At 42.1% G+C, this 14,348-nt stretch carries 4 protein-coding genes, 2 tRNA genes, 2 rRNA genes, 2 pseudogenes and 2 riboswitches; all 10 genes and pseudogenes read right to left on the bottom strand.

The genetic code is table 11. The features are described from left to right. Nucleotides 1-119: 119 nt before the first annotated feature. Nucleotides 120-3,058: ribosomal RNA gene (locus H1D32_RS01960) — 23S ribosomal RNA — on the bottom strand. 476 nt (nucleotides 3,059-3,534) lie between these two features. Continuing rightward, a tRNA-Ala gene (locus H1D32_RS01955) sits at nucleotides 3,535-3,610 on the bottom strand. Nucleotides 3,611-3,631: 21 nt separating this feature from the next. Further along, nucleotides 3,632-3,708: transfer RNA gene (locus H1D32_RS01950), tRNA-Ile, on the bottom strand. 162 nt (nucleotides 3,709-3,870) lie between these two features. Beyond that, nucleotides 3,871-5,422, bottom strand: a 16S ribosomal RNA gene (locus tag H1D32_RS01945). Together the 16S and 23S rRNA genes with 2 tRNA genes alongside form the textbook arrangement of a ribosomal RNA operon. Nucleotides 5,423-5,912: 490 nt before the next feature. Beyond that, a pseudogene (locus H1D32_RS01940) lies at nucleotides 5,913-7,222 on the bottom strand (NCS2 family permease). Between the two features lie 175 nt (nucleotides 7,223-7,397). Beyond that, a riboswitch (purine riboswitch) is annotated at nucleotides 7,398-7,499 on the bottom strand. A gap of 126 nt (nucleotides 7,500-7,625) precedes the next feature. Then, nucleotides 7,626-9,164 carry a glutamine-hydrolyzing GMP synthase gene (gene guaA / locus H1D32_RS01935; RefSeq protein WP_261176909.1) on the bottom strand — a complete coding sequence of 513 codons (1,539 nt, stop codon included), beginning with the start codon at nucleotides 9,162-9,164 and terminating at the stop codon, nucleotides 7,626-7,628. Between the two features lie 328 nt (nucleotides 9,165-9,492). Beyond that, nucleotides 9,493-9,594: riboswitch (purine riboswitch) on the bottom strand. 248 nt (nucleotides 9,595-9,842) lie between these two features. Further along, nucleotides 9,843-11,981 (bottom strand): transglutaminase-like domain-containing protein, encoded by a 2,139-nt coding sequence (locus H1D32_RS01930; RefSeq protein WP_261176480.1) that lies wholly within the window; start codon nucleotides 11,979-11,981, stop codon nucleotides 9,843-9,845. After that, nucleotides 11,965-13,194, bottom strand: a complete 1,230-nt coding sequence (locus tag H1D32_RS01925; RefSeq protein ID WP_261176479.1) for a DUF58 domain-containing protein — start codon at nucleotides 13,192-13,194, stop codon at nucleotides 11,965-11,967. The genes H1D32_RS01930 and H1D32_RS01925 overlap by 17 nt, the downstream gene beginning before the upstream one ends. Then, complete coding sequence (locus tag H1D32_RS01920; protein ID WP_261176908.1) at nucleotides 13,194-13,397, bottom strand: magnesium chelatase; 204 nt, start codon at nucleotides 13,395-13,397, stop codon at nucleotides 13,194-13,196. The genes H1D32_RS01925 and H1D32_RS01920 overlap by 1 nt, the downstream gene beginning before the upstream one ends. 306 nt (nucleotides 13,398-13,703) lie before the next feature. Then, nucleotides 13,704-14,049: pseudogene (locus tag H1D32_RS01915) on the bottom strand (AAA family ATPase); the annotation flags it as partial. Between the last annotated feature and the right edge of the window lie 299 nt (nucleotides 14,050-14,348).

The raw sequence follows: 14,348 nt of genomic DNA, 5'->3' as shown, positions 1-14,348 counted from the left end.
AGATAACACACATTTAAGACTTGAGTAAAATTCAATCCGTTTATTTAGAATTTGGTATTTACTGCTTCGAGCTACTCACGCAACTCAAAACTCTACACTCATCACTCTAAACTTATTTATAGGATAAGTCCTCGACCGATTAGTATCTCTCAGCTCCACACGTCACCGTGCTTCCACCCGAGACCTATCAACCTCATCATCTTTAAGGGGTCTTACTGGATTAACTCCAAGGGAAATCTCATCTCGAGGGGGGCTTCATGCTTAGATGCTTTCAGCACTTATCCCTTCCACACGTAGCTACCCAGCTATGCTCCTGGCGGAACAACTGGTACACCAGCGGTGTGTCCATCCCGGTCCTCTCGTACTAAGGACAGCTCCTCTCAAATTTCCTACGCCCGCGACGGATAGGGACCGAACTGTCTCACGACGTTCTGAACCCAGCTCGCGTACCGCTTTAATGGGCGAACAGCCCAACCCTTGGGACCTACTTCAGCCCCAGGATGCGATGAGCCGACATCGAGGTGCCAAACCTCCCCGTCGATGTGGACTCTTGGGGGAGATAAGCCTGTTATCCCCAGGGTAGCTTTTATCCGTTGAGCGATGGCCCTTCCATGCGGAACCACCGGATCACTAAGCCCGACTTTCGTCCCTGCTCGACTTGTAGGTCTCGCAGTCAAGCTCCCTTTTGCCTTTGCACTCTACGAATGATTTCCAACCATTCTGAGGGAACCTTTGGGCGCCTCCGTTACTGTTTAGGAGGCGACCGCCCCAGTCAAACTGCCCACCTGACACTGTCCCGAACCGGATCACGGTCCTAGGTTAGAATTTCAATACAATCAGGGTAGTATCCCACCGACGCCTCCACCGAAGCTGGCGCTCCGGGTTCTCAGGCTCCTACCTATCCTGTACAAATTGTACCAAAATCCAATATCAAGCTACAGTAAAGCTCCATGGGGTCTTTCCGTCCTGTCGCGGGTAACCTGCATCTTCACAGGTAATATAATTTCACCGGGTCTCTCGTTGAGACAGTATCCAAATCGTTACACCATTCGTGCGGGTCGGAACTTACCCGACAAGGAATTTCGCTACCTTAGGACCGTTATAGTTACGGCCGCCGTTTACTGGGGCTTCAATTCAGAGCTTCTCCTTACGGATAACCCCTCCTCTTAACCTTCCAGCACCGGGCAGGTGTCAGCCCCTATACTTCGCCTTGCGGCTTCGCAGAGACCTGTGTTTTTGCTAAACAGTCGCTTGGATCTATTCACTGCGGCTCTCTCGGGCTTTAACACCCTATCAGAGCACCCTTCTCCCGAAGTTACGGGGTCATTTTGCCGAGTTCCTTAACGAGAGTTCTCCCGAGCGTCTTAGAATTCTCTTCTCGCCTACCTGTGTCGGTTTGCGGTACGGGCACCTCTCACCTCGCTAGAGGCTTTTCTTGGCAGTGTAGGATCAGGAACTTCGCTACTTAAATTTCGCTCGCCATCACAGCTCAGCCTTCACGAGAAGCGGATTTGCCTACTTCTCAGCCTAACTGCTTGGACGCACATATCCACCAGTGCGCTTACCCTACCTTTCTGCGTCCCCCCATTGCTCAAACGGTGAGGAGGTGGTACAGGAATTTCAACCTGTTGTCCATCGCCTACGCTTTTCAGCCTCGGCTTAGGTCCCGACTTACCCTGAGCGGACGAGCCTTCCTCAGGAAACCTTGGGCTTTCGACGGAGGGGATTCTCACCCCTCTTTTCGCTACTCATACCGGCATTCTCACTTCTAAGCGCTCCACCAGTCCTTCCGGTCTGACTTCGCTGCACTTAGAACGCTCCCCTACCACTGACACCTAAGGTGTCAATCCATAGCTTCGGTGATACGTTTAGCCCCGGTACATTTTCGGCGCAGAGTCACTCGACCAGTGAGCTATTACGCACTCTTTAAATGGTGGCTGCTTCTAAGCCAACATCCTGGTTGTCTGGGCAACTCCACATCCTTCTCCACTTAACGTATACTTTGGGACCTTAGCTGATGGTCTGGGCTGTTTCCCTCTTGACTACGGATCTTAGCACTCGCAGTCTGACTCCCGAGGATAAGTATTTGGCATTCGGAGTTTGACTGAATTCGGTAATCCTGTGGGGACCCCTAGTCCAATCAGTGCTCTACCTCCAATACTCTTCCCTCGAGGCTAGCCCTAAAGCTATTTCGGGGAGAACCAGCTATCTCCGAGTTCGATTGGCATTTCACCCCTACCCACACCTCATCCCCGCACTTTTCAACGTGCGTGGGTTCGGGCCTCCATTCAGTGTTACCTGAACTTCACCCTGGACATGGGTAGATCACACGGTTTCGGGTCTACGACCACGTACTCATTCGCCCTATTCAGACTCGCTTTCGCTGCGGCTCCGCCTCTTCAGCTTAACCTTGCACGTAATCGTAACTCGCCGGTTCATTCTACAAAAGGCACGCTGTCACCCGTAAATGGGCTCCAACTACTTGTAGGCACACGGTTTCAGGATCTCTTTCACTCCCCTCCCGGGGTGCTTTTCACCTTTCCCTCACGGTACTGGTTCACTATCGGTCACTAGGAAGTATTTAGCCTTGGGAGATGGTCCTCCCGGATTCCGACGGGGTTTCACGTGTCCCGCCGTACTCAGGATACACTCTGGAGGAAACGAAGTTTCGATTACAGGGCTGTTACCTTGTTTCGCGGACCTTTCCAGATCGCTTCGTCTACTTCGTTTCTTTGTAACTCCGTGTAGAGTGTCCTACAACCCCAAGGGGCAAGCCCCTTGGTTTGGGCTGTTTCCGTTTCGCTCGCCGCTACTCAGGAAATCGATAATTTCTTTCTCTTCCTCTGGGTACTTAGATGTTTCAGTTCCCCAGGTCTGCCTCCTCATAGCCTATGTATTCAGCTATGGGTACCATCCCATTACGGATGGTGGGTTCCCCCATTCGGAAATCCCCGGATCAAAGCTTACTTACAGCTCCCCGAGGCATATCGTTGTTCGTCACGTCCTTCTTCGGCTCCTAGTGCCAAGGCATCCACCGTGCGCCCTTTCTAACTTAACCTAAATTTTTCGCAATAAGCGGCGAATATCTTCGTCGCCTTCATTCCTCAATCATCCTCATGTACGGTTTATGTACACTCCGGTGATTGACTCAATCGGCTCCACGATCTTCTTGCTTCTTTCGAAAAATTACCTGTTAAAAGGATTTTACGTCGAATTGAATTCTTGACTACTCAAGTTTACTCAAAAGCTTTTACAAACTTTCCGGTAAAACTTAAATGTGTTAGTTGTTATCTAGTTTTCAAGGAACAAAGCAACTGACCTCAATCACATCGTGTGATGCTTCATTGATTAGCTTCATGCAGCTTTGCGACGAGGATACGACGCAAGGAGTACCGCAGGAGCACAATAATGAATATTGAGCAGTTAACTATTTTGTTGAGAAATCTTTCTCTCAAACTACCAAATCACCCAAAAAAGGCAACTTGATAAATATAACACCATTCAAGAATGATGTCAATAATCAATAATTTAAATTGGTGGAGCCTAGCGGGATCGAACCGCTGACCTCCTGCGTGCAAGGCAGGCGCTCTCCCAGCTGAGCTAAGGCCCCAAATTAAAATATAAATTTATATGGTGGGCCTAAGTGGACTCGAACCACCGACCTCACGCTTATCAGGCGTGCGCTCTAACCAGCTGAGCTATAGGCCCCCAAAAAACTACATATAAAAAGAGAGATCACTCTCTCAGAATAAAAAGCATTCACTTTTTATATTTATATTTGATTTTTGAAAGATTGATCTTTCAAAACTGAAACACAGCGTCAGCGTACTTCTCCTAAGAAAAGCATCGACTAGAGTTTTAACTCCATAGAAAGGAGGTGATCCAGCCGCACCTTCCGATACGGCTACCTTGTTACGACTTCACCCCAATCATCTGTCCCACCTTAGGCGGCTGGCTCCATAAAGGTTACCCCACCGACTTCGGGTGTTACAAACTCTCGTGGTGTGACGGGCGGTGTGTACAAGGCCCGGGAACGTATTCACCGCGGCATGCTGATCCGCGATTACTAGCAATTCCGGCTTCATGTAGGCGAGTTGCAGCCTACAATCCGAACTGAGAATGGCTTTATGGGATTGGCTCAACCTCGCGGTTTTGCTGCCCTTTGTACCATCCATTGTAGCACGTGTGTAGCCCAGGTCATAAGGGGCATGATGATTTGACGTCATCCCCACCTTCCTCCGGTTTGTCACCGGCAGTCACCTTAGAGTGCCCAACTGAATGCTGGCAACTAAGATCAAGGGTTGCGCTCGTTGCGGGACTTAACCCAACATCTCACGACACGAGCTGACGACAACCATGCACCACCTGTCACTTTGTCCCCCGAAGGGGAAAGCCCTATCTCTAGGGTTGTCAAAGGATGTCAAGACCTGGTAAGGTTCTTCGCGTTGCTTCGAATTAAACCACATGCTCCACTGCTTGTGCGGGCCCCCGTCAATTCCTTTGAGTTTCAACCTTGCGGTCGTACTCCCCAGGCGGAGTGCTTAATGTGTTAACTTCGGCACTAAGGGCATCGAAACCCCTAACACCTAGCACTCATCGTTTACGGCGTGGACTACCAGGGTATCTAATCCTGTTTGCTCCCCACGCTTTCGCGCCTCAGCGTCAGTTACAGACCAGAGAGTCGCCTTCGCCACTGGTGTTCCTCCATATATCTACGCATTTCACCGCTACACATGGAATTCCACTCTCCTCTTCTGCACTCAAGTCTCCCAGTTTCCAATGACCCTCCACGGTTGAGCCGTGGGCTTTCACATCAGACTTAAGAGACCGCCTGCGCGCGCTTTACGCCCAATAATTCCGGACAACGCTTGCCACCTACGTATTACCGCGGCTGCTGGCACGTAGTTAGCCGTGGCTTTCTGGTTAGGTACCGTCAAGGTACCGCCCTATTTGAACGGTACTTGTTCTTCCCTAACAACAGAACTTTACGACCCGAAGGCCTTCATCGTTCACGCGGCGTTGCTCCGTCAGACTTTCGTCCATTGCGGAAGATTCCCTACTGCTGCCTCCCGTAGGAGTCTGGGCCGTGTCTCAGTCCCAGTGTGGCCGATCACCCTCTCAGGTCGGCTACGCATCGTCGCCTTGGTAAGCCATTACCTTACCAACTAGCTAATGCGCCGCGGGCCCATCCTGTAGTGTTAGGTAAACCCAACTTTTACTTTCGAGCCATGTGACTCAAAAGATTATCCGGTATTAGCTTCGGTTTCCCGAAGTTATCCCAGTCTACAGGGCAGGTTGCCCACGTGTTACTCACCCGTCCGCCGCTAACAATTGAGAGCAAGCTCTCAATTGTCCGCTCGACTTGCATGTATTAGGCACGCCGCCAGCGTTCGTCCTGAGCCAGGATCAAACTCTCCATAAAAGTGTTTGATATAACTCAAAAAATTTGTTACATTGACGAGATATTTACTATCTCTTTAATTCGCTTGGCTGTGTGTTCAGTTTTCAAAGATCAATATGTTGTTTTGCAACAAGAATTAAATCTTATCACATTAAAAACATTGTGTCAACATCTTTTTTGAAGTTTTTTATTGGTTAGTCACTTCAAATCGGCGACTTAATTAATATAACACTTTACTATTGAGACGTCAATCCCTTTTCCTATTTTTTAATTAAAACGCGCTCTTTTCTAAAAGATTGTTGCTATTAGCTTTTAGGCCGTAACCAAGCGAATGCTTGGTTCTTCACGCTTTGCGTGAAGCTTTTGAGAATAAATGAGCCATTGGAACAAATAAGTTTGTCCCAATGGCTCATTTATTCTCAAAAGACGACCTAAAAGCAACAAAATTTACGAAAACAACCAATAAAAAAGAACCAGTAGCATCCTACCGGTTCTCCATTACAAGAAATATCTATTCTACTAGATATACGAAATATAAAATAAAGACAAAGAATAAGACGTACATAATCGGATGAACTTCTTTAGCTTTACCTTTTGCTACCATTGTAATTGGGTACATAATAAAGCCCATTGCAATCCCTGTAGCAATACTGAATGTTAATGGCATTGCTAGAACAGTTAAAAATGCTGGTACTGCGATTTCGAACTTTTTCCAATCAATGCGACTTAATGACGATGCCATCAACATACCAACTACAATTAGCGCAGGCGCTGTAACCGATGGAGCATTCATAAACGTAACCAACAACGGCGAGAAGAATAAGGCAATTAAAAACATGAACGCTGTTGTTACTGATGTAAAACCAGTTCTACCACCTGCTGCAACTCCCGCTGACGATTCAACATACGCTGTCGTTGTCGATGTACCTAAAATAGCACCGATAGATGTAGCAGAAGAGTCAGCCAATAACGCTTTGTCAGCACGAGGAAGCTTATTATCCTTAACAAATCCAGCTTGATTAGCTACCGCGTATAGCGTACCAGCTGTATCAAAGAAGTCTACAAATAAGAACGTCAAAATAACAACTAATAATCCAACAGTAAACACTTCCGAAAAATTAATTTAAACAATTCTCCAAAAGTTGGATCTAAGCTTGGAATTGCCAAGGTGAAAATCCCATCTGGCCTTGGGGCAATCCCTGTAAAAATTCCAACCAATGCAGTAATAAGCATTCCATAGAAGATACCACCCTTATATCCACGGACCATAAAAATAACAGTTATAACTACACCAAAAACAGCTAGTAATGGAGCTCCTGAAGTAATATGTCCAAGCTCAACGAGAGTAGCTTGACTTTCAACGATGATCCCAGCATTTTTCAAGCCAATAAAAGCAATAAATAATCCGATACCAGCTGCTGCTGCATATTTTAACTCCGCTGGAATAGCATTAATAATCGTTTCACGAATTTTTGTTACAGTAATAAGAATAAAAATAAGACCTGAAATAAATACCCCAAATAATGCCGTTTCCCATGGAATTCCCATTCCTAATACTACACCGTAAGCAAAGAACGCATTAAGTCCCATACCAGGAGCTAGTGCAATTGGATACTTGGCAAGAACACCCATGATTAAAGTTCCGATCGCCGCTGCTAATGCAGTAGCTGTAAATACAGCCCCACTGTCCATCCCTGCGTCACTTAAGATTAGTGGATTAACAAATAAAATATAAGCCATAGCCAAAAACGTTGTAATACCTGCGATGATTTCCTGACGATACGAAGTTCCATTTTCTTTAAAACCAAAATAACGATCCATTACTTGTAGTTCCTCCTCAGATTTCTCAGTGTTTTTTTCTACTACTTATAAGGTTTGCAATATAATACCGTTTATCCCTGTTAATAAACAAAAGAAGCTCTAGGAGATTTTCATCTACCTAGAGCTTTGACAACAAGAAAAATAACATAGTTATTAAGAGCATTGCTCACTCTTAATAAGAACGTACCTTCTTCGTAGTCAAGCTATTTACGGTAGCTCGGTAGAAACGCTCAGGCCCTATTCCTGAGTATATACGAAACATATGATTCACCTTATTTAAAGTATCGGTGAATTTACCCAAAAGGTAATTTTGTAACAACATCATCAGTTTATCAACAAATTACGCATAAGTCAATAGAAAAAACGAACGTTTTTTAGATAAACATTTAAATCATTCGTGTTTTTACTCCCACTCAATGGTTGCTGGTGGTTTTGAAGTGATGTCATAAACGACTCTGTTTACGTTTTTTACTTCATTAACAATTCGAACAGAGATCTTTTCTAGTATATCGTAAGGAATTCTCGCCCAGTCAGATGTCATTCCATCAATAGAAGTTACTGCGCGGATCCCTACTGTGTAGTCATATGTTCTAGCATCTCCCATAACACCAACACTACGCATGTCAGGAAGCGCAGTAAAGTACTGCCAAATCTCACGGTCAAGACCAGCCTTCTTAATCTCATCACGAAGAATTGCATCACTTTCACGAACAATTTCTAGTTTTTCCTCGGTGATTTCTCCTAAAACACGAATCCCTAATCCAGGCCCTGGAAACGGTTGACGCCAAACAACTTCATCAGGAATTCCTAACTCTGCACCGACTTTTCTTACTTCATCTTTAAATAATGTATTCAGTGGTTCAATTAAAGTAAAGCTCATGTCTTCTGGTAAACCACCGACATTATGATGAGACTTAATCGTTTGAGCCGTTGCCGTACCACTTTCCACGATGTCCGTATAAAGTGTTCCTTGAGCTAAAAAGTCCATTCCTTCTAGTTTTGAAGCTTCTTCTTCAAACACATATATAAATTCATTTCCAATAATTTTTCTTTTTTGTTCTGGATCCTTGACGCCTTTTAACTTACTTAAGAAACGATCTTGGGCATCAATTTTAATTACGTTCATGTGGAAGCCTTCTGAGAAAGTTTTCATAACACTTTCAGCTTCGTCTTTTCTTAATAATCCATGGTCAATAAACATACAAGTTAATTGGTCGCCAATTGCTTTATGAATTAAAACAGCAACGACAGATGAATCAACCCCACCACTAAGTGCACAAAGAACCTTACGATCACCAACTTGCTCCTTGATTTTCGCCATTTCAACTTCAATAAAGTTCTCCATTGACCAATTGCCTGTGCACTCACAAATTTTATAAACAAAGTTCTCTAGTAACTGATTTCCATACTCAGAATGACGTACTTCTGGGTGAAATTGTACACCGTAAAGCTGTCTAGAAACATCACTCATCGCTGCTACAGGACAAGATGGACTCGTAACATCAACAACGAAACCTTCTGGTGGAGTGACAACTAAGTCTCCGTGACTCATCCAAACTGATTGTTCAGTAGGTAGTTCATTATATAGTTTAGTTGGATTTTCCACTTTAATCATTGCTTTTCCATACTCACGGTGATTAGCAGCTTCTACCTTACCACCAAAGTGGTGAGACATTAATTGCATTCCGTAACAAATACCTAAGATCGGAATCCCAAGCTCAAAAATCTCTTCATCACATTTGGGAGCTCCTTCAACATAAGCACTATTCGGTCCACCTGAAAAGATTATGCCTTTTGGATTCATTTCCTTTATCTCAGCAGCCGTTATTGTATTAGGATGCAGTTCACTAAATACACCGATGTCACGAATTCTACGGGCAATTAATTGGTTATATTGGCCACCAAAATCTAAAACAACAATTTTTTCATTACTATTTTCCATCATCTACTCCACCCTTTATTCTTTTTTACGGGTTCTACAGACACTTAGATATTACATCTAATGGCTAGCCCGATATAAATAAAAAAACTAGAATTCACCTTTGATGAAGTTTCACTGTCTCAGAAGAGTCACGATACTTCAACCACTTACTAACCATAACAAATCACCTTACATAAAGTATGACACAGTTGCGCTAGGCTTATTACCAGGCAGGTGTTAATCAGTTACTCTATATTATGAAACTGTTACTATTAGTAAATACAAAGGCAGAATCCTAGTTTGCAAAAAAACAGCCTACTATGTAAAGACATAGAAAAGCACTATTTTCTTATCAAGTTCCTGCCTTCATAGTCAGGTTATTTACGGCAACCCGGTAGAGACTCTTAGGCCTTATTCCTAAGGATATATGAAGGGAATTATACAAGTTTCGACATTAAGTACGCAATTATTGTAACAGTCACTTTAAAAAAGCGCAAGAGCCGTTTTTAGTCTTAAAAGCGAACGTTCCAGAAAAATTAATTCATATTTTTCTAGAATCCACTATAAAACTATGGCACTTGCGCAAACTTTATTCTTAAGAACTCATCTTCTTTACCAATACTTCCCATAAAGACTTCTTATCTTTCCAACTATTCTTTTCTTTAGCATTTCCGTAATAGAGTTTTTCGTAATGAAGTGTTAGGACCTGCATTTCACTTGTGGAAAAAGACCATCAATCCTATTAGCATACTCACGTAAGGTTTCATCATCGTAACGTTTGAACCCGTTTAATTCTAACAACCAGAGCAACCGTTCATAAGCTTTAATATAAAGGTTTTCGTCGTCACTAGATTTCAACTTAAATAAATACAAGAAAAATACAGTGAGTAGTTTTTGATGATTTCGATAGATGGCAAACCCAACCAACATCACTGCGATGACGATCCAAATCAACTTAAACGGGAATTGGAGTGATTTAGAGTCATTGCCACCCCCTACACCTTCTGATGAACCACCAGCTGGAGAATCGATCATGTCTTCAAGTGGTAGGAATGGGTTTTCAGGGTCTTGCATTCTTTCAGGTGTTGAAAGTTCATCAGAATCATTGTCGTCATCTATAACTGTATCAACTTCTTGTTGATCTTCTACAAATTCGAACGTGTGATTAAACCCTTTCGTAGGTTCAAAAGGAACCCAACCAACCTCAGGGAAATAAACTTCTACCCAGGAATGGGCATTAGCATTTGAAATCTCATAGGTATTTACATCTAAACGACTAACTAGTTCACCTTGAGTAAATCCTTTAACCCAACGAGCTGGAATGTCTAACGTACGAAGCATCACGATCATCGATGTTGAGAAATTATCGCAATAACCTTTTTGAGTCTCAAACAAAAATTGATCTACATAGTCTTGCCCTTCCGCAGGTATCGCTACATCTGTCGTCTCATACTGAAAGCCACTCCTAGAAAAATAACCTTCAATCGCCTTTACTTTATCGTAGCGATTCTCATGAGCTTCTGTAATTTGGCTAGCTAATTGACCTACACGTTCCGGAAGTTCCGGCAATTGTAAATAAACGTCACGAATATGATCGGGATCCACCGATGTGGTAGTTCTTAAGTCTTCGATGACAAATTTAGGTGCGTGATAAGTGAAGGTGTATTCTTTTAAGAATACTGGTTTTTCATCGCTAGTCGTACCTACCTTGCCGCTAACATAGTCAATTAAATAACGGTAATCACTTTGTTCGTTATAGAACTCCAGATCACCAACTTCAACTAATTCACCTGGGTAAAACAGGTGCCAAAAACGGTGGTCGTCAACCATTGATATGGTCGATTCTCTTGTATCCTTAGGGACACTTCGTTCGAACATCTGTACAGCTACTTTTTTATCATAAAAGTCACTGTAACGGAACGTTTTGTTTAATTCGTGCTCCACAGACTCCCAGCCTTTACCGGTGTAAATTTCCTTTGACTCACCGCGCCAGTAATGTCCTTGTGTGGCAGTTGCAGTAAAAATTACCGTATCATCATTGGCAAAGCCTCCACCTAAACGTTCGTCATTTTGCCCATAGCCAATGGTTCGATAAGTACCTTCCCCACCTTCACCAGTCATTGCTCCCTTTACCATCGGTAGCGGATCTGGCCAGTAAGGCTCATATTTGGGTGAAAAGAAAGCAATCACAGCAACAATAACAATGATAAACGTCAGTGAATTAGTCCAAGCCTTACCCTTAAATTCATCTGACGTTACTTGTTCCTTCTCTTCTAAGCGTAGTTTATAAAGGATCGTCATTAATAGGAATCCAGCTATTACTAGTCTTACAATTGCGTTACTCGCGTCATAAAGTGTAAATGTGTCGATTACCGTTACGTAAACAACCGTAATGACGAGAAACAAGAATATTTTTTTCAAATGACAAAGCCAGAAATGAATTAAATAACTCATAATTGCTAGCACTATAAATAATAAAAAGCTACGAAACTCAAAAGATAAAGAGTTCATATCATTTCCAATTAAAAAGCGAACGTTTCTCGCAAAATCCTCGCCAAACCATACTAATGTTGCAATCCCTTCTCTCAAAAAGCTACCTTCAAAAAAAACAGAGTGCAAACTGTACATAATCGCTATAAATATAACTGGAAATGCGACGAAACCAACAAGGCGGATATACATTAAAATAAAGCAGAATAACGTAAACCATACAAAAACGGACAAATTACCCGTATCCGTAATGACCGGTAATGGTCGAAGCCATTCCCATAAAACAATAAAGGCCAAGCCATATAGTAAAACCATTTGAAAGGAGAAGATGTTATGATTCTTGAGCAACAGCCTCACCTCCTTGAAGATCGACTTGGAAGCTATTTTTCCCGATCACATAATAAGGTACGTTAAGCTTAGTAATTAAAGCTAATTTACTTTGCTCATACGAGGTTAACTTTCTAGAACCCGTAACAAAACAAAATGCCGTTTGTACTCTTTTCTTCTTTAATCTACGCACATTCTCAACCATCGCATCCGTAATCCGTGTAGTAACGATTACCAAGATCGTATCTGAGGTTATTTTATTAATTTCGTTAACAAATACAAAATCAAATACATTCCCTAAATGGAAATTGAGCTTTGCTAAGTGTTCTAGCATACTAGCTTGATGATTTTCACCATAATGAATTTGATAACGACTTACGTCTTTTCCAATTGAAAGTAAACCAAGGTGATAGTGCTGTTTATAGCTATGGACAGTGAAAGATGTTGCTAATTCCACTGCTTTTTCAAATACTAACGCATCACCTTTATCCTTAATTGAGCAATCTAGTGCAATAAGAAATCGTTGACCCAAATATTCCTCAAATTCCTTTGTCATTAGCTTATTTATCCTTGCAGTTACCTTCCAATCGATACTTGTTAGGCGATCACCTGGCACATACTCCCTTGAACCAGCAACAGAAGTAACATCTTCGATAATTCTTTGCGAGGTAATATAAGCCTCTGCTTCATTTTCATTGTAGACATCCCAATCATTTAACTCCTGAAAGCTAGGGTACACAACAACCTCTGTCTTAACACTTACTACTTTCTCCTTGTTAAACAGTCCAAACAAGTCACTTGTTCGAATTCTCACTTTTGAAAATTGATATTCACCGCGCTTTGGCTGTCTAATCGTATAAGAATAAACTAAATTACGATCGAAAGAGGGGTATAGTATTTGCTTAGAATTGATATGTTTATTTTTTAACTTCCAATCCTCTGGAATGACATCTTCAACAATAAAGAAAAAGAACGGAAAAGGATTTCGACGTGAGAGTGTAATTGTTATTCGTAAATCTTCTCCAGATACTAATCTTTCAGCACTAACTTTTCTACTGACTTCAACATTCCCAATAGGCACTAGAGCATAAATAAGTGTTGTCAACAATACGAGTGACGTTGAGTAGAAAAGAAACCAACTAACAAATCCACCTTGAAACATCGCATAAACAAAGGTTGAGATTGCAATCAAAGGTAGGGCCATCAACTTAAAAAACCGTTGATACTTCCTCATTAGCGAACAGCTTCTTTCCTAACCGGAATTTTCACACGCTGAATAATCTCATTCACTACTACCTTTGTTGAAACATTAGCAAACTTTGAGTCTGAGTTTAGAATAATACGATGACCTAAGGCATAAGTCGCTAAAAATTTGATGTCATCAGGAATGACATATTCCCGTCCTTGAACAAATGCCAATGATTGTGCCGCCTTCATTAACGCAATTGATCCCCTTGGACTTGCACCTAAATATACTGAACTATGATCTCTTGTTTCATTTACAATAGAGATAATATAAGACTTAATTGAATCATCCACATAAATCTCTGTTACTTCTTTTTGCATAATCAATAACTCATCTAAAGAGAGGACTGCTTTAATTTTTTCAATTGGATGCTGTTTTTCAACACGGTTTAACACTTCCATCTCTTCTTGGTGTGATGGATAACCAATTTTGAATTTAAATAAAAAACGGTCCAATTGCGCTTCTGGAAGCGGATAAGTACCACCATATTCAATCGGGTTTTGCGTGGCCATTACAAAAAAGGTTTTTCTAAAGGCGGGTTTCTCCATCTGTCGTAACACTTGCTTCCTCAAGAGCTTCGAGTAAGGCAGCTTGCGTCTTTGGAGAGGTACGGTTAATTTCGTCCGCTAAAACAACATTTGCCATGATCGGCCCTGGTCGAAACTTAAATTCCATTGTTTTTTGATCATATACTGATACCCCTGTAACATCAGAAGGTAATAAGTCAGGTGTAAACTGAATCCGTTTAAAATTTGCTCCAATAGATTTGGCGATTGCTCGTACCATCATCGTCTTTCCTACTCCAGGTACATCCTCTAAAAGCACGTGCCCACCACTTAACATGGCAATAAGACTTAACGTTACTTCTTTTCGTTTCCCAACAACAACCTTTTCGACATTTTCAACAACTTTATTGATTAATGGATGTTTCACCATAAATGATTGATTCTGTTGCAAAGAAAGACCTCCTCTATCTATACTTTAATATTTTTTAACTGTTCTAACTAATCATAACATTTTTGTGACATTTTTTCTTTATTTTTACATTATTCAAGATTCATTGCTTTTTAAATCACGTTCATATTGGTGCTACATTTTATTGAGACGATTTCTTTAGAAAAAAGTTTCAGTTAGGCAATATC

It is taken from the genome of Anaerobacillus sp. CMMVII (assembly GCF_025377685.1).
Taxonomy (GTDB): domain Bacteria; phylum Bacillota; class Bacilli; order Bacillales; family Anaerobacillaceae; genus Anaerobacillus.
This window is presented reverse-complemented; position numbering and strand designations above follow the sequence as displayed.